A 19,351-nucleotide genomic window follows, 5' to 3' on the forward strand; every position below is an offset into this window, starting at 1 on the left:
TAATAGTATAGGATTAATCATTTAAGCCTCACAACTTGCACATTCTTTCTTTTGTTTGAACTTCTGCGCTGCGTTCATACTATGCTGATAGTATAATGACTTAAGACCAAGTTTCCAGGCCGTTACATGAATTTTATTGATTTCCTTAACAGGCATGTCCGGATGTACAATAATATTCACGGATTGTCCCTGATCAATATGGTTCTGACGATTTGCCGCTTGGTATATAATATCCATCTGGTCTATCTCTGAATAGGTTTTGAATACATCTTTCTCCAAATCCGAAAGGAAATCCAAATGCTGAACAGACCCATCACGATCACGGATACTATGCCATACTTCTGTAGTATTTTTGCCCTTTTCCTCTAAAAGCTCCATTAAGAACGGATTCTTGATGGTAGTCTTTACTTTGGCTATGTCCTTTACATAAATATTTGACCAAATAGGCTCTATACCTTGCGATACTTGCCCTAGGATAAAGGCAGATGATGTGGTTGGTGCAATGGCGTTCAGGGTTGCATTTCTTCTACCATAACCTTTAAGCACTTCTGGCTCACCAAATTTAACGGCCAGCTCCTCTGATGCCTTGTACGATCGCTCTTTAATACTTTTGAAGATCTCACTATTTAAATTATAGGCTTCTTGGCTGTTAAAAGGCAAACGTTTTGATTGAAGTAAGGAATGCCATCCTAGAACACCAAGACCCAAGGAACGGTTATCCTTTGCAAAATTATATGCACGTTCCATAAAGAGGAAGGTCTGCTTGTCCTCTCTACTATCAGAATCACGGTAACGTTCCAATTTCTCAATGAATTCTGTAATAACGGCATCTAAGAAATAAACCATAGTTTCCACAGCATCTGTATTCTTCCACTTGTCATAATGTAATACGTTTACTGAAGATAACACACAAACAAAAGACCAATTATCATTTGAAGGCAACATGATTTCCGTACACAGGTTACTTGCGTAGATAGGCAAATTCTTGTCCTTATACACATCTGCAGCACCATTATTGGCATTATCGCTAAAGAACACGTAAGGGTACCCCATTTCTCCTCTTCGTTGCAACACCTTTGCCCATATTGAACGTTTTTCGGTATCCCCATCGATCATTTGTTGCATCCACTCATTGGTAACGGTAACACCATGGGTAAGTTCTTGAATTGGGTTACCTTCCGTCCCTATTTCCAAAAATTCCTTAATATCCGGATGCTCTATAGGCAAGTACGGTGAAAATCGACCCCGACGGACCGAGCCTTGGCTTACAACATCTACCATAGACTCAAAAAGCTGCATGATATGCACGGCCCCAGATGCTTGTCCGTTATTTTTTACTTCTGCGCCACGGTGTCTTATTTTACCGAAATAACCAGAAGTTCCGCCTCCTAGTTTGGACATCATACCAACTTCTGATTGGGTATATAGAATATTACCCATATCATCGCCAATATGTGATCCAAAACAACTGATCGGCAGACCTCTTTCCTTTCCAAAATTGGACCAAACGGGAGATGCCAATGAGAAAAACCCTTCTGACATATAGCCATAAAATTTATCTGAGAAACCGGGCATACCCAATAATTGTTCCGCCCTATCAGCAATTTCGCGTATACGCTGTTCTGCCGTGACCCCTTTGGTCAAATAACCGGAATTTAAAAAATTCAAGCTATGGTCCGTAAGCCATTCAAATCCGCCTTTTGGCTCTTTTTTACTGTTTTTCAGTGCTTCTTTTCTTGCCTGTACAAGTTGTTCGCTTTCTGAAATTGTTCCTTTAATCTGTGGTGTAGTGTTTAATTCGTTCATTTAAAAAAGGTCGTCACTAGTTATACTTTGGGTTCTTTTACTATAATTGATGGAGCGTTTTACGAAAAAATCGCCATGTTTGGTACCAATGATCTCATCATCGAACCATTCTGTTTCGGCCAATAATTTTTCGTCGACCTCAAATATTTTATCGATACCAATACTTTTAAGAGAATTGTTAAATCGATTTTTTATGAATTCATTAATGACCGCTTTAGGCAAAAAGTCTAATTCACCTTTTTCAAAAATCCAATCTACCACTTCACTCTCAGCGGTAAATGCTTTATGGCACATATCCTGTATCATGTTATGGTATTCCTCATTGAACCAAGATGGATTTTCTTCCTTAATGATCTTAATGATATCAATTCCAAAATCTCCATGAATCTGTTCCTCCTTTGAGGTGGCCTCCACTACGTTAGAGATACCCTTGAACATATTCTTATACTTATTAAAAGCCATTATGATCAAGAATTGTGAGAATAGGGAAACATGCTCAATGAACAATGAGAACAACAATACAGACTCAGCATACTCTCTATTATCCAAACTTTTGGAATTTTTCAGAGCGGTTTCCAAATAATGCACACGCTTCATCATTACCGGCTTTTTCTTCAAGTTCTTGAACTCGGCGTTTAACCCCAAGATTTCAAGTAGGTGAGAATAGGCATCTGCATGGCGCACTTCACTTTCCGCAAATGTTGCCCCAACAGAACCAATTTCAGGTTTAGGCATTTTATGGTAGATATCTCCCCAAAAACTTTTGACCGCAACCTCTATTTGCGAAATAGCCAACATGGTATTCTTTAAGGCGCTTCTTTCCGCATCTTGTAGGCCGGTCTTAAAATCCTGGATATCACTGGTAAAATTAAATTCCGTGTGGATCCAATATGAATGACGAATTGCAGGTACATATTCATATAACTGAGGATATTCATATGGTTTTAAATTAATACGCTTTTCAAAGATGTTTAATTTTCTCTTTTGTGCCTGTTCATTTCTATACAGGATATAAGCTTTGGCCACATCAAAAAAGCCGCTTTCCATTAACCTGTTTTCCACAAAATCCTGCACTTCCTCAATGGTAGGCACATAACCTTCATCACGTGCTTTACGTTCTAAAAGTGACGCATACACACTATTGGCGATCTTTTCCGCATCTCCCGGTCCACCATGCTCAACAGCAGTCATGGCTTTTAAAATGGCATCGGTAATTTTGTGAAGTTGAAAAGTTTTCTTGGTAGAATCGCGCTTAATAAGATGTGTAATTGTCATTGTATATTATATAAGAATTGGTACTTAAGAGAAGTGTAAAGGTCGCAACATATTTCGCTCATTTTTCAGTAAATGGATTTAGGTTTTCCACACTTTATTAACAAATTCTTAATATTGGCCCAAACACAATGAATTTTAGATTGTTAGCTAATTGAAAAAAAAGTCACTGAAAGCCAATGCCCTATAAATTGTAGATGTGAAGTTTTTTTGATGTTTGGACCATTAATACATTAACGATAATACAGGGCATTTCATCGAATCTGGTCACAAAAAAAAGCCTTAATCACACAAACGGATTAAGGCTTTTTCAAAAAATACAACCTAAACAACCAAACAAAATCTTACTAATCTTTATCTTCTAAAATTTTATAATACCTATAATTTCAAAAATGTATTATCTCCTAATTTTATATGCATTTTATTTAAAATTCCTTTTACTAAAATTAATTATAATGCACTTCCCCTTCCTGTCCTTTATGTGCCATAAACGGAATATTTAAAATCGTCTGCATGATAATATGTACGGTAGAGCTTATAATTCTTTTGGCCTTTTGTTTTGAGACCTTTCTATCCATACGGGCAATTCTGGCACCATTGACAATTTTAAAGTCCGAATTCTTTACAATCTTCACCAAATCTTTGTAATCCGTAAAATCCGATGTAATCTGAGCATTCAAAAAACCAACATAACGCGTACTTTCATCTTGTAAAAGATGTTCAACTCCCATGCTAATGGCCGCATCATTATCAAGGTTATGACCTTGACATACCTTTATAATCCCAGGATATTTATCCTGCAAACTATCTAGTATGGGCTGGGTTTGGTCTGTACTTCCTTGGTTAACAAAACAAATATGATATCCTAAATCATGAAATGGCACGTTTATGAACGTGCTACTCAATAGTTCATCCTCTACATCCTGACAAGGTACAACGATACCTACTTGGTCATTCTTATACGTTTGTTCATTAGGAGCATTGTTAATAGAACCGGTATTAATATCCAATACTTGTGCAATTTTTTTAGAAATATCATCAAGACCAAAGGGTTTCTTCATAAAATAATCCACTCCAGGTCCTAAATTGGCACTGGCAATCTGCTCATAGGATTCCTCTAGCATTATTATAACCGGGGTCTTGGAATTTTGTACAAATCGTATATGTCTTAATACATTTAGACCGGATAAGCCAGGCATATTGATATCCACAAGAATTAAATCTGGATTCTCCTTATCAAAAAGTGCTATACCCTCTTCACCTTCATGAGTAGTAATAACCTCATACCCTAAAAGAGATAAGTGCCTTTCTAAAAAAAGTAAAACTTGAGTATCGTTATCTATTGCTAAAATTTTCATGGTAATTAGGTTTAATGATAAGATTTGGAACAAGTACAAAATTAACCATTAGTATAGCCTACAAGGAGTCATGAAAGGTAGTATGCGGATTACTGTAGACGAATGACATTATTGCATCGGTGGTTGATTATGAGGAAAGTGTACAATAAACCTATCTTTGTTTTGTTATATTTTCTTACAATTAACAATTAATGCAAAAGACAAATGTCTTACTAATACTGGCACTTTTTATTGGAGTCGCCTTCCATGGTTCTAGCATATTCTTTACGCTAGAAACTACATATGATGCATTGATTCATCTATTCTTTGCAGACCATTATGCCAATAGCTGGTTTGAACCATGGGATTACCGGTGGTATACCGGTTTTACCGTACAGGCGTACCCTCCGTTGGTACATCAAAGCATTGCGGCATTATCCTATATAGGTGGACTAAAGTTTGGAATGTTCACCATAGCTATAATTGGTATAATACTCTTTATAACAGGCGCTTACAGATATGCTCTTTTAATGACAGGAAGTCGTAAGATTGCAGGATACACTGCCCTATTGGCGGTGTTTTCATCGACCTTTGTAGAGACATTACATATTTTTGGGCAATTGCCAAGTATTTTAGCACTTTCAATCTTACTACATGCCCTACCCGAAATTTATTTATGGATAAAAACCGGTAAACTTAGATATCTAGCTACGAGCTTGTCATTAATTTCGGTAACGGTTACATCCCATCATGTTACCCCTATTTTTGGCATGGTATTCTTTATTTTTCCATTAATAGGTATGGTAATAATGGATGCCAGTAAAGATCAAGTGGATCATATAAAATCCATAACCTTCAAAATATTTTTTAAACAATTTAAAAAATTATTCTGGCGCATAGTAGGTTTTGGTTTTGGCTCATTATTATTGTTCATATTCTGTATACTGCCTTACTGGATCAATTCCAAAAAAAATCCTATTACCCAAGTACCAATACCGCATGGTTCACGTGATAATTTTTTAGAGGTGACCTCATCTGGCTTGGTCTTTTTTTTAATTCCTTGGGGGATATTACTATTTATACTACCCTATATCTTCTATAGATACTTTAGCAAGCGGTATTTATTCTTTGGATTATCGTTTACCGTACTGACCATTTTGGGAACCGGTGGCACTACTCCGGTACCTCTTTTGGTCCTAGGGGAAACCGCTTTCAATATTTTGACCCTAGATCGTTTTACGCTTTGGGCCACGATAATGGCATTACCAATATTTGGCGAGTTCATGTATAGGTTTGTAGAAGGGGACCTAAAGGTAAACTTACAGCATCGGTTTGGCGCGGTATACCATAGAATATTAGGTGGTTTTTTTGCTGGTGGTATATTGGCCATGGTCATTTTTACCATGAGTCTAAATTACTTTAGGCCTTCACAACCCCAGAAAATAAACATGCTACCTATCGTCAATTTTTTAAGCCAGGATATGCATGACCATTGGCGCTATTTACCCTTAGGGTTTGGTGATCAAATGGCATGGTTGTCCGCACAGACCAATGCCATGACGGTGGATGGCAACTATCATTCCGCAAGAAGACTTCCAGAACTAACTACAAGACCTATAGAAAGATTGGAAAATTCAAAATTTAGGGGCGTTCAAGGAATTGGATCCCTCCAGCAATTTTTGACCGTTCCTGAAAAGTATAATTTGAAATATATTTTCTCCAATGATAAGTTTTATGATCCACTACTCTATTTCTGTGGCTGGCAAAGACTGCAACAGTTAGAAAACGGAATCATGGTCTGGGAGAAATTAAATGTACCCCCAATTCCTGCAATAATTGAAAAGGAAGATGTTTCTGTACTACTCAAGATTATGTGGAGCACTATACCGCTATTGACCGTAATCATTGCCTTTATTATCAATATACAGATGGCATGGTTTAGAATGTTAAAGTCCAGACCTTTGGTACAGGGCGTATTCTTAAACTATGAATTACGTTATCAAAAATTTTCTAGAACATTGGTCAATATCAGCCATGGTTGGGCATTACTACTTTTATTGATTTTAGGTTTTGGAATGTATCATTTCTACTTATCTAACGCCACACAAATATCCCCAAAGAACGTAATTGTTTCCTATTATGATGCCCTTGATTTTAAGGAGTTTAATAGGGCTCACTCTTATTTAAACCCCGATAGTAATGTAGATATTGCCCAATATATGTTAGAAGTTTCCGTAACGGATGGTATTTTAAGTTCATATGCCAAATTAGATTCCATAGGGGTTGAACTTTTTAATGAAACCCAAACTGCCGCAAGAGCCAAAGTCTTAACACATTGGGTTACACCGTTGGAGAAAATAGAAAAACTTTACGAGCATGACCTGGTCAAAAAAAATGGCAAATGGTATATTGATCCAGATACATTTGACAATGACCTGCCCCCAGATCAGCTATTATCTTCTAACGGTACATCATTCTATAATCATGGTAGAAGACGAATTACCACACAACAGACCAATCATGAAGATGTATTAAAACAGCCAACACTTGAAATTTTAACCGCCAAATTGGTAAAGAACAAAGGTAGTTACAGTATAATAGGTGAGTTACAAAATGTAGATAACGTACCTTCTGATGTAGTTCTTAAGGTAAGCCTTTACAACGATCAAAATACCGAGCTCGCCAGTTATAATGGCAAATATCAGATGAAACATAAATTAATGCCCAAGGAAACGACCACTTTTAGAATAGATTTTGAAGGAATTGCGTGGTCATCTACCAAGGACACCTTGCCTCCAACTTTTGATCCAGATGAATTTACACCAATAGACTTTCTGGAACAGCCCACAAAATTTAACATTCAGTGCGCAGGTAATGTGGCAAATACTGATCTTTATAAAGAAATTACCATTCAGGAAGTTGAACTTAACCCTGGCGTTATATCAGGTGCACTTTTTAATTCCGGTATTCAAGAGGTAACCATTCCCCAATTATTGGTCTCATATTATTCAAATGCAAAAGAATTACTATGGGTAGAGCATCATTTTTTGACCGAGGGTGTACGTATACAGCGAAAGCAATATTTTGAGTTTAAGCCCAAAGACCTTACAGGGCTCGTTGTAATAAATTCTAGTTTGGAAAACTGTTTTATAAACGGTATGCCTAACAAAACAGTAATGGAAAATGCCATTCCAAATAGGGATAAAGGGCACGCCATTGAGCAACTGCAACCTGTAAGGGGAGAAGGGTATTCGTATATGAAAATTGAAGTGAACGGTTATATTGGAAATCCTAAGTAATTTGAATACAAGTTTTTACATAGTGGCAATTTTATTCCTTATCGTTGGATGCAAACACAGTACACATGATACTCCCCTTGCCCTAACTAAAGTTTCCCTAATGCCGTACAATAAAGTAATAGCGGCGGGTGAACCTTTTCAATTACGTTTTAAAGGAAATCTAGACCATCAGTTAAAATTAGTGGTAAGAAATAGTATGGGTATTACTGTACTAACCCCCAAAATTGATAATGATCAATTCCTATTTGACTTTCCAAAAAACCTCATTAGAAAATCCGGAATATGCCATTGGAGTTTGGTTCATAATGCCAAAGTTCTAAATGAAGGAGCTTTTGACATTACACCCAATACAGCGTTAAAAACCCATATAGAATCTTATTTGGGTCCTAGAGGCATCACTGCCGTTGCTACAGACTTTTCCACGCATGTAATATCACCCACTGATGCCTATGACAACCCACTATCCCAAGGAACCGACGTTATAAGCACCTTTCAATTTCAAGATAAAATTAATACGACTACTTTAGAAATCAATAATCTTTTGGCATGGACCTCTATTTATGCCCCTACCCAAGCCGGTAGAATTTTAGTAACCTCTAGTTGTAACGCTAGTAGTTCAAAAGAACTTACAACAATTGTATATCCAGGAAATGGTACCAATTTTAAAATTGATTTTCAACGAAACCACAGTTTTGCGGACGGCAACCAAATTATAACATTTTTCACCAGTGATATAAAGGATGCAAATAACAATGTAATCAGTGATGGTACTTTGGTCCATTTTTTGGCGACAAACTCCAAAGGGCTGCAATTAAGCGCAAACGGAACAACTTTAAACGGGGTGGCGAATGCACGTTTTCTTCATCCTTACGAAGAAGATACTTGGAGCGTAAAAGCATATATTACCGGTGCAGCAGTAAGTAGTCCGTTAAGTGTTTCTTTTACAGCAGCTATTAAGGATTATGACATAACACCGTCCAAAACCGGTCGTACAATAACTTTAGAAAACATTTTAAGCTTTATGGACCAGATTGTCCCAGATGGCTTACCAGTTACCTTACAACTTTATGATGAACAGGGTGTTTATATCACTAGGATCAAGGAAACTTCACGACTGGGAAAAATTGGGTTTACTCTGCCCCGGGAATATTATAAATCCGGCAACTACAAAATTAAAGCCAATGTGGCCGGTATTGTTAAAGAACAAATGATTACACTGCAATGAAAATGAACCGCAATCTATATAGGGCTTTTTTATTGATAACGTTCTTAACGTTGAATGGCCTTATTTTATACGGTATCAGTTCTATATGGTCCTATTTAAATACGGGTGCAGACCGTAAGACAATGTTACATCTTCCCGCCCAACTGACTTCCAATTATTTACCCAAGGTTAATTGGTCGCCGCTAAACAATGATGGCAGGCCTATGGAATTACAGACCTTACAAGAATTAGAGCGAGATTATATAAAGGCTTGGTACGTAAAGAACAATGCGTTAGAAACAAACAATCACTATGGTGTAAACGATTATTACACAGATAGCGCAAGAGTAAAACTGTATAAAGTGCTTGACCATAATAAAGCGAATAATATTTCTGTAAAAACTACTACCATAGAACATAACCCCATACTTAATTTTTATAGTGCAGATGGTAAGTTGGCCGTTCTGACCGATAAGAACGTACAAATACAAGAACAGGTTTTTGTTGACAACATAATGTTATTAAAAAGGAGTTATGAAAGTTCATTCCAAGCAATGTTACTATTGGAAGATGGCTTCTGGCGTGTACGTCATCTAGTAGAAATTGAGAACACACCTGTGTCAGTATCCAAAGATCAATCAATTCCACAAACTGTTCTTTCAGAAATTAGAGATATTAAAGGGCTTAATTATTATCCACGTGAAAACCCATGGAATATGTTTGGGAAACATTTTCAAGATACTGTCATTGACAGTGATTTTAGCAAGATCAAATCCTTAGGACTAAATTCCATTAGAATATTCATACCCTATGAAGGATTTGGTAAAACGACTCTTGATACTGATAAAATGTCACAATTACAACGTACCATGGACCTAGCCAGCAAAAATAAACTAAAGGTTACGGTAACCCTGTTCGATTTTTATGGGGATTATTCATTGGCCGATTGGACCTTAACACATAGACATGCAGAAAAAATTATAACGGCATTAAAGGACCATAAGGCCTTGCAGGCTTGGGATATTAAAAATGAACCTGATTTGGATTTTAAATCACGTGGTAAACAAAATGTACTTTCTTGGTTAGGACAAATGGTTAAGGAAATTCGAAAATGGGATAACAATACCCCCATTACCATAGGTTGGTCCAATCCAGAAGCCGCATTGAACCTTACCACTGAATTAGATTTCATCTCGTTTCATTATTATAGGAAACCCAAAGATTTTTTAGCATCCTACAATGCATTACAAGATGCCATTAACAATAAACCAATCGTATTACAGGAATATGGCTATTCATCATACGACGGTATTTGGAACGCTTATATGGGTTCTGAGGAAGATCAGGCCAACTACTACAAGGAAATGCAAACCATGATCACCAATGCTAAATTACCATTCTTGTTATGGACACTTTATGATTTTACTGAGGTACCGGATAATGTCGTAGGCAGATTGCCTTGGCGCAAAAGTCAACAACAACATTTTGGGATATTGGACAATCAAGGAAACCTAAAGCCCGCCTACCAAGAAATCATTAAATAAAAAAGGTCGGCTAAATTGCCGACCCTTTTCATAACCAAACCAATCCTCAATGAACCAGTTTCTTCTCCATAGCTGGAATATCAATTGTGTACCCGGTATCCTTGGATTTTTGAATTGCCTTAAAATAATCTATATACATTTGGGTAATAGTTGACATAGGCAATGAACAGGCAGCCTTATAGTTTTGTCTTCCCAATTTTATTCTATAGGCATCATCCGTAATGATTTTTTCAATTGCCAATGCCAATGATGAAGTATTAAGGGCATCAAAAAACTCTCCTTGATATCCTTCTTCCTCTACCAATGTACTTAAGTCGCCAAGGTCAGGCAATGCCACAGCGTTACCATAACTACCCGCTTGGTGCAATACACCGGAGCTACCTGTAGTAGAGGTATAAGGAAAAACCGTGACCGCACTTTCCGCATAAATTTTTGGAACGTCCTCTTCGGCCACATAACCGGTAAACCTAATTTTTGGAACATGACTATATTTTTCCTTTATCCCGTCTAAATATCCAGGAGTGTTTGGGCTATCCGTACCTGCAATGACGATTTCAATATCAACATTGCTCCTAGATCTTATTTCTTCTACCGCCTCTATTAATATCTCCACTTTTTTATATGTTCCAAATTTTCCAAAAGCCATTACCTGTTTAGGACCGGCAGGAAGTTGATAACTAGGTTCTGGCGGAGTTTCAAAAGCACCATGGGGAATCAATGCAACATTTTTAACCTTGTATTTCTCTTCTAAAATTGACACATATTTACTAATGGTTACCGCCAATATATCCGAAGCCAAAACAAAACGGGTCAATGAAGTACCAATAAAATTATATATACCCTGTAATACCTTGTTTTTGGTAAAACCGGCATTTTCCAAATCTACTTTTTCAAGAATATTATGCAATAGCGATATGGTAGGAATACCTTTCATTTTACAAATAAAAGGCAGCATTAGTCCCATAGCGGCCGGTACCTTTTTATCCCCAAATTTTAAAAACTGAAGATTAAATAAAACAGCATCTGGCTTAGTTTGGGAAATAGCCTTACTAATATTGATTAAGTTTTTGTAGCTATTAAAATTCCAACATTCCTTTACCGTAATCTTACAACCTTGTTCTTCAAAATTTAAATCCTTAGGAGCATTTGTATGGTCGGTGATCAAGATAAGTTCCGTAACTTCTTCTTGAAGCCTGAAATGTTTTACTAAATAATACCCATACTCGGTCAGTGTTACTTTACTAGGAGGGTATGCGGTTACAATGGCTAATTTCATTTAATTAAATTTTAATATGTATAGTGGTTATAGCGTACGTGGACGTACATCCCTTAAATCATTGTTATTTGAAGATGAAGAATTTTTTATAAGAAAAAATATGACCTGCGCTATTAACAGAATTACCATGGCAATTATCTGAACCTGAACTACAGTTTCTAGAGTATCATGATAAAGAGTTACCAAAACTACTTGTGAAAGCCCTAAAATTCCGGAAAGAATAACGGGGGCATATTGGTTTAAGGACAAAAAATAATAGGCAAAGATGTTACTAATGGCAAACAATGAAGTTGCCAAGGCATATTGCCAAAGTAAATGGGCTATACTAATATAGGCGTCACCGAACATTAAGGAAATAATCAGTTCCGGAAACCAATAACATGCAAGAACTATTGTGCTTGACAAAGCGCTAATGAAAAAGACATATTTAAATAATATGGGAGCAGTGGGTTCCCCATCTTTTTGTTTTTGGATTACTGTTGGCATTAATAACATGACAAACATCCATGCAACAAAATATACAACACGGCCAATCAAAGCCAAAGAAGAGTAAAGGCCGGCATCCGTATCATTAAAATAATGTTTTACCAGAAGGATATCGCTATTGTTTATGATAATCTGGGTAAGCTCATAACCTGCGGTAAGGCCTATAAATATCCATACCTCTTTCAAGTGCGCACTGCTTAAACGTTCTTTGGCAAATACCTGGATATTTTTAATATCAGAAGGAAATAGACCAAATATAAAAGATAGTGCTATACCCATAGCAATTAACAAACTTGACTCTAGGGGTAAAAGCAGCAATAGTAAAAATGTTAATATAAGTCTGCTCCACATTTCGGTTTGATAGGTTGCCGCAAGTTTACCAAAATGATGTTTGCCCTGAAACCTTCCTCTATTCACACTCATAAAAAAATATAAGGGAACGGACAGCGCAAAAATTTTGAACATCCCATGGTTTTCAGTTTGAAAAAGCACTTGCAATTGTTCGGAAAATAGATATATCACGGCTCCAGTGCATACCCCAAACATTAAAGCATATCTATACATTGTACTTTTAAATACAGTCCATGTATTCCCAGAAAAAAGTACGGCAAATTTTGTCGTTGTCAATTGAAATGTCATCCCTACAAAGGATAAAACCAATAATAAGGTAACCAACAATGCCGCATCTGCAAATGCTTCCGGTCCTAGAATACGGCCAAGTAATAAATTATATAGATAGTTACCGCCGTTTACAAGGATGGCACTACCCATAAATAAATGCTTGGAAGTAACTTTGTTCAATGCTACTTTTACGGTGGTCATGAGTTCGTTCTTTTTAAATGCCCTATCAAGAAATACTATCTATATACAAAGGCTATTTTAGCAAGTTGACCAACTATTTTTACGGAATCTTTCATGGATAGTTTAGAGCCGTCTGCATGGATCCAACGTTTTAAAGGCTGCTCACATATAAGTTTTTTAGCTTCGGTCTTGCCATAATGCTTTCGCATTCTTATGAACATTTCTACATCGAATAACCATTTGGTAATAAATGGCTTATTAAAAAGTAAGGGCACAACTGAGCGTTCCATCACTTTGGCCCCACATTGTGTATCATTAAAAGGCATTCTTAATATAGTCCTTATGATGAGGTTAATGGTTTTGCTTATGATTTTTCGTGCGGATTCCTTAGTAATATCGGCTCCCATTCTACTCATTCTTGACCCGCTGACAATCTTAAAATCAGATTGGTCCAACGTGCTTACCAAATCATCAAAATCCCTAAAATCCGTAGAGAGGTCCGCATCCAGAAAACCAATATAATCCAGCTGGGTATCTTTGGCCAAATGCAGCATGCCCTGTCTAACGGCCTCTGCCTTACCTCCATTTTTTTCACAGTTATATACACTTATATTATTCTCACTTCCATTTTGGAGCTCCTGAAGTACTGACAACGTATTATCCGTGCTACCATCGTTGACAAAACATAAATGATATCCTAAATTTTTATGCGCAAAATCCTTGAACTGCATACTAAGGAGTCGCTCTTCTTCATTATAACAAGGTATGACCACGCCCACACAATTTTTTTGCAAAATTCTTGAGGCATTTGAGGTTAGTGTTGTCACATTTTCAGGAGAACCAATAAGTCGTTTTATACGAGCGGCCATTTCATCTAGACTTACCGGTTTTTTCATATAATCATCAATGCCCAAAGTAAAACCGTCCATAATAATTTGTTCCTCAGTGTTACCGGACATTACTAATACAGGAATATTTTTACTACTACCTATCTTTATATGTTTAACTACATCCAGACCAGACATATCTGGCATATTGATATCAACAAGTACCAAATCGGGCTTAAAAGAATTAAACAACTCTATGCCTTTCTGGCCAGAATTAGCCGTCATTACTTGATAACCCAACTCTGTCAAACGTTTTTCAACAGATAAAAGAATAAGCTGTTGATCATCTATAGTTAAAATTTTCATTTTTAAAATTTAGGTAAGATTTAACTTACATATAACGTTTTATTCTTATTATATTGTAAGATAATAGTGTTAATTATTTGATGTAATTCAAATATCAATACGATGCATAGCATTGATATAGTTAAAATTCCTTGACGTCATTCATGATTGTTTGACATAAAAATTTGCGGGTAAAAAGTAGATTGAATTTCAACATTAATTCTTATGATTTCATGTATTTAAAAAGGGAGCAGCTAACCACACTACTCCCTCTTCCACTGAACCTAACCAAAAATTTATAGTATATATTTCACGAACAATACATTTAAAAAAATCTATTAGATTTTTTAAGTTCCCGTCAATTAAACCCGTACTCTTACAAAGTTCATTATTCATAATTAATTACCGTTATGCCCTATTTTTGAACTATTTCCGGTACAAATATCTTTTTTTCAGTGGTTTAAAATAGCACCATATAGACCAATAGTCTTTAAGTGTAGTTGAACTACAACTATCATACTTCCAAATAATTACAGACTCATACTACCTTTATAAAATATATAAAACTAATAAAACGCAAAAATTTCCGTTAGGTATTTGTGGTAATAATCTTACATTAAATGTTGCAAAAAATTATATTCCTTTTTATGCTTACTACCATGGTTTTAAGCGCTCAATCCAAAATGGATCCAGGTTTTACTATGTTAGAAAAAGGAAATTTTCAAGAAGCAGAAGAGTTCTTTGAAGCGTATCTTAAAACAGACCCCGAAAATAAAACGGCACGACTTTGCTATGGAAGAGCGGTAGGATTGAGTGGTGAACCAGAAAAAGCAACCACTCTGTTCGCTAATTTATTATTGGACTATCCTGAAGATTTTGAGATTCAAATCAACTATAACGAATCTTTCCTATGGGCCAAAGAATATAAGCGAGCAAAGCCATTATATATAGACTTGGTCAATAAAAACCCCGATCAGTTTGGCGCCGTTTTAGGACTTGCCAATACCTTAAGCAATCTTAAAGAATATAAAAATGCTTTGCAATGGGTAGAAAAAGCATTATTGATTCAACCTAACAACTTAAGTGCACAAACTTCCAGAAAATATATAAAATTAGGGTATGCCAATCAGTTCGTAAATGACCAATTGTATCAAAAAGCAGAAGAGTTACTAAAAGAAATTTTTATTGATTTTCCACAAGATAAGGATGCCCTATTGAATTTGGCCAACCTTTACTTGATAACTAAACAGGTAGATAAAGCTAAGGCCACCTATAAACAACTAGCCGTAACGCCAAAAGATTCTATAAATTCCCTTAACGGAATAGCCTTGGCAGCGCATATAGATGAGAATGACAAAGAAGCTCTTAAAATTTCATCGTCCGCTATAGCCAAAGTCCTTCATATTAACGATGAGGAATTAAAAGAACGTACGTATGATCGTTATGTACAAGCACTTATATGGAACCGAAAATTTATTAGTGCGAAAAAACAAATTGACAGTTTGGAAAATACCATGCCAAACCGTAATTGGATCTACGCATTAAAGGCCACGCTGGGTCTTTATACCGGCAATTCCAAATACAGTGTAGAGAACTATAACAAAATATTGACCAACGACAGTACTTCCTTTGATGGAAATTTAGGAATGGCTAATGCATTATTTGCGGAAGAGCGTATACTACCGGCCTATCATATGGCAAACCAAACCCTTACATATTATAAAAACCAAAAGGATGCAAAAGATTTTATTGAAAAACTAAATTTAATGCACACCCCCACCATAGAAGAACATGCGGCCTATACATTTGATAATGGTAAGAATGTGGCCTATTTTACCAACACTACCGTTGAGGTACCTTTTTCTACCAAGTTTAGGACTACCCTGTCCTATTTTTATAGAACAACTGAAAATACGGTTACTAATAATCAAGCTAAATCTCATGTAGTGTTGGCAGGACTACACTATAAATTATTGCCCAAAACCTTATTAAAGACAATCATAGGGTTCAACAATTCTAGGTTTATGGAAGATTCCTACACCCAACCGGTAATAGATATAAAACTAATGTTACGACCATTAAAACTTCAAAACTTAAATTTGGGATATCAACGTGAAGTACAGAACTTTAATGCAGACCTTATAGAACGGGAAATTGTTCAGCATCATTATGGGTTAAACTATAATTTGGGCACGAACATTAATTTAGGATGGTATACCCAATTAATGCATACCCAACAAAGTGATACGAACACGCGAAATTTACTCTTCACCTCACTATATTATACTGTACTGCAAAAGCCGGCATTAAAAATGGGAATTAATTATCAATATATCACTTTTAAGAATCAACTACCAACCATCTATTTTAGTCCGGAAAAATATAGGGCTATAGAACTCTTTGGCGATATTAGAGGAACGTTCAGTGATAAGACAACCTATATGGCAAGTGCGGCAACAGGAATACAAAGGGTAGAATCTGACCCAAATACTACCATTTTTAGAGCGGAAACCTCCATTCAACATCAATTCTCAAAAAGATTCAGTCTAAATATATATGGTAAGTACAGTAATATAGCGTCTGCCACTGCTGCTGGTTTTGAATTTACGGAGATTGGGTTGAAGGCAAAATGGCTCTTTTTAGGCAAACCACTATTTTTTAAATCCCTTAAACTGCAAAATTGATTGTTAGGAAATTATCACGTGTAAGTAAATAGATTTTATATACCTGAAAATTAATATATCCTGATAATTATTAAGCAATGATATTGCCTTGAGTGTTTATTTTACGCTTATAATTCACATCTTATTAAGTCAAAAAATAAACTTATAAAAATTATCATTTGTAAGAAATTTAGTTACTTTAGCGTAAGTAATAATTGTCCCCCAAAACAATATAGAGTGCCTATGAAAATGAAACTCTAAACGATCATCTATGTGGACAAGAGTTTTAAAAATGTTGGTTAGCCTATATCTTCCTTTATTTGCGCTAACATTATTCTTATATTTTTTTCAGAAAGATAGGCAAATCAACCAACTGGCCGTTTATCAAAATAAGGCAACTACTTTTAAGAAAAATACTTTCATGGAAGATAGTTATACTTTCTTACGTGATACCCATTATTGGTCTACCTTAAACTATCCCAACGATTTTGACCCCATGAACAAGCATAAAGAACTTATGCTACCTTTTATAAACCTTATCAAGAAAATTACGGATTATGATCAATTTAGATTCATTGATCTCAATGGACAGGAAATTTTTAGGGCGGTACGTTATAGTCAGGATTCATTGATAATAGGACAATTACAAAACAAAAAGGAACGTGATTATGTGCAATCCGGACTCAACTTAAAAAAAGACCAACTTTATATATCACAAATTAACCTGAACAGGGAAAACGGGGTTATAGAAGAACCTAAAAAGGCCGTAGTGAGAACTGTAGCTCCAATATTTACTTCAAACAATCAGAAAATAGGTCTTGTAGTCATCAACTTTAAGGTAAAGAGAATTCTTGACCAACTTAAATCCAAAATTGTCAATACTAATATTTTTTTATTGGACAAGGAAAATAATGTTATTAGTGCTAGCAGTTTACCGGAAGATTTACCATATGAATCTAAAAACTTCACCCAAGATTATAAAGATATTTTAGGAACGACCTTTTTTCCGCATGAAACAGATACCACATACATAGCTAATGATCATATTTGGACTCAATTAAATATTGCCTTAAACCATACCAAAATACCTTATGGGGCAAGCCAAAACGATACCATTGAAGTTATTTCCCCAACTAATTTAGTGTTGGCCCAAGAAACACCGCCAAGTGTTATAAAAAGTTATCTACAGCCAGTTTATGAAAGCCTACTGACCTTTAATTTTATCTCCGTATTGGTCCTTTTGGGTTTTTCATATGTATATCAAAAAAACAGGGTGCAAAAAGAACAATTTTACCTTGAGCTAAAAGAAAAGAACAAAATGTTGTTAAAGAGTAAAGATCAATTACAGGAAAAAAATGTAATGGTCACGGAAATGAACAACAGCCTGGAAATACGTAACAAGCAATTGAGCGATTTCAATTATTTAATATCCCATAACCTAAGGGCACCGGTAACCAGCATGTCCCTAATCGTTGAAATGATCAACAAGGAAAAAAACCCAGAAACACTAGACCTACTATTGCCCAAGCTTGATCAAGTTGCTAAAAGCATAACCAATCTTACGCAGGATATCAATGAATATGTATCTATTTTAGATAATAAAGAGATTAAGCTAACCGAAATTAATGTACCTGAGTTAATACATAAGGTTAAACATGAATTTACCGAAACACTTTTGGACAATGGGGAATTTGAGGTCAAACAAAATTTTGAGGCTTGGGAACAATTAACCTATTCAAAATTTTATTTACAAAGCATTCTCCACAACTTTATATCAAATGGCATTAAATATCGGAGGAAAAATGTATCCTCTTATATCATGTTTAGATCTGCAATGGAAAACAATAAAAAAGTACTTTATGTTGAAGATAATGGCATAGGGTTAAATTTGGATCAACATGGTGAAAATGTTTTTAAACTGTATAAAAGATTTCATAGAAATGTGTCCGGCAAGGGAATGGGGCTATTTTTGGTAAAATCTCAATTAGAAGCCCTTAACGCCACTATAGAAATTGAAAGTGAGGTAGGAATAGGAACAATATTTAAATTAATATTTTAAGCATGCATACAAAGTCCAATATTTTACTTGTTGATGATGATGAACTCTATCTGTTTTTAATGGAAAGAACAATTCATCAAATATCAAATACCTTAAAAGTAGGCAGCTTTACCGATGGAGAGCGTGCTATTGAATACATTACACAATGTACGAATGAAAAAACTCCTTTACCGGAAGTTATTTTTTTGGATATTAATATGCCTTTCTTGGATGGATGGGGCTTTTTGGCGGAGTTTAAAAAATTAAAACCACAAATTTCCAATAAGGTCAATATTTACATGGTAAGCTCTTCTATGCGTGAATTTGATAAAAAAAGGGCCGCCAATTTGGAGGAACTTACCGGTTATGTTATAAAGCCGGTTGATAAAGGTCAATTAATAGAAATTTTCAAGACAATATATCAAGAAAATTGGTAGACCAGCCTAGTACACG

At 35.7% G+C, this 19,351-nt stretch carries 12 protein-coding genes; 6 read left to right on the forward strand and 6 right to left on the reverse strand.

Annotated elements, in window-relative coordinates; translation table 11 throughout:
• Window positions 1-21 precede the first annotated feature (21 nt).
• From CHB68_RS14675 to CHB68_RS14685, 3 genes are all read right to left on the reverse strand, one after another.
• A complete protein-coding gene (locus tag CHB68_RS14675) occupies window positions 22-1,806 on the reverse strand; it encodes a ribonucleoside-diphosphate reductase subunit alpha (RefSeq protein WP_089261974.1) in 1,785 nt (594 codons plus the stop codon).
• Window positions 1,807-3,081 carry a ribonucleotide-diphosphate reductase subunit beta gene (locus CHB68_RS14680; protein WP_089261976.1) on the reverse strand — a complete coding sequence of 425 codons (1,275 nt, stop codon included), beginning with the start codon at window positions 3,079-3,081 and terminating at the stop codon, window positions 1,807-1,809. It lies immediately after the preceding gene.
• A gap of 443 nt (window positions 3,082-3,524) precedes the next feature.
• A complete protein-coding gene (locus tag CHB68_RS14685) occupies window positions 3,525-4,436 on the reverse strand; it encodes a response regulator (protein WP_089261978.1) in 912 nt (303 codons plus the stop codon).
• A 191-nt stretch (window positions 4,437-4,627) separates the two neighbouring features.
• Between CHB68_RS14685 and CHB68_RS14690 the strand changes: the two genes are divergently transcribed.
• From CHB68_RS14690 to CHB68_RS14700, 3 genes are all read left to right on the forward strand, one after another.
• Window positions 4,628-7,714 carry a hypothetical protein gene (locus CHB68_RS14690; protein WP_089261980.1) on the forward strand — a complete coding sequence of 1,029 codons (3,087 nt, stop codon included), beginning with the start codon at window positions 4,628-4,630 and terminating at the stop codon, window positions 7,712-7,714.
• A gap of 100 nt (window positions 7,715-7,814) precedes the next feature.
• Entirely contained in the window at window positions 7,815-8,939 is a 1,125-nt protein-coding gene (locus CHB68_RS14695; RefSeq protein WP_089261982.1) for a hypothetical protein, read from the forward strand.
• Window positions 8,940-8,941: 2 nt separating this feature from the next.
• On the forward strand, window positions 8,942-10,462 hold the full coding sequence (locus CHB68_RS14700) for a glycoside hydrolase family 2 TIM barrel-domain containing protein (RefSeq protein WP_245838954.1): 1,521 nt from the start codon (window positions 8,942-8,944) through the stop codon (window positions 10,460-10,462).
• Between the two features lie 46 nt (window positions 10,463-10,508).
• On the opposite strand, the gene CHB68_RS14705 is transcribed toward CHB68_RS14700, so the two are convergent.
• From CHB68_RS14705 to CHB68_RS14715, 3 genes are read right to left on the reverse strand one after another with little or no spacing between them, the layout of a single operon-like run.
• Window positions 10,509-11,738, reverse strand: coding sequence for a glycosyltransferase (locus CHB68_RS14705; protein WP_089261986.1), 1,230 nt, complete (start codon window positions 11,736-11,738; stop codon window positions 10,509-10,511).
• A gap of 27 nt (window positions 11,739-11,765) precedes the next feature.
• Complete coding sequence (locus CHB68_RS14710) at window positions 11,766-13,046, reverse strand: oligosaccharide flippase family protein (protein ID WP_089261988.1); 1,281 nt, start codon at window positions 13,044-13,046, stop codon at window positions 11,766-11,768.
• 35 nt (window positions 13,047-13,081) lie between these two features.
• On the reverse strand, window positions 13,082-14,218 hold the full coding sequence (locus CHB68_RS14715; RefSeq protein WP_089261990.1) for a response regulator: 1,137 nt from the start codon (window positions 14,216-14,218) through the stop codon (window positions 13,082-13,084).
• A 599-nt stretch (window positions 14,219-14,817) separates the two neighbouring features.
• Here CHB68_RS14715 and CHB68_RS14720 point away from each other — a divergent pair.
• The 3 genes from CHB68_RS14720 (at window position 14,818) to CHB68_RS14730 (ending at window position 19,335) form a co-directional block, all read left to right on the forward strand.
• Entirely contained in the window at window positions 14,818-16,881 is a 2,064-nt protein-coding gene (locus CHB68_RS14720; protein WP_245838955.1) for a tetratricopeptide repeat protein, read from the forward strand.
• A 250-nt stretch (window positions 16,882-17,131) separates the two neighbouring features.
• Window positions 17,132-18,919, forward strand: a complete 1,788-nt coding sequence (locus CHB68_RS14725) for a sensor histidine kinase (RefSeq protein WP_089261992.1) — start codon at window positions 17,132-17,134, stop codon at window positions 18,917-18,919.
• Window positions 18,920-18,921: 2 nt separating this feature from the next.
• A complete protein-coding gene (locus CHB68_RS14730; RefSeq protein WP_089261994.1) occupies window positions 18,922-19,335 on the forward strand; it encodes a response regulator in 414 nt (137 codons plus the stop codon).
• The last annotated feature ends 16 nt before the right edge of the window (window positions 19,336-19,351 follow it).

This window comes from Maribacter sedimenticola (assembly GCF_900188415.1).
Taxonomy (GTDB): Bacteria; Bacteroidota; Bacteroidia; order Flavobacteriales; family Flavobacteriaceae; genus Maribacter; species Maribacter sedimenticola.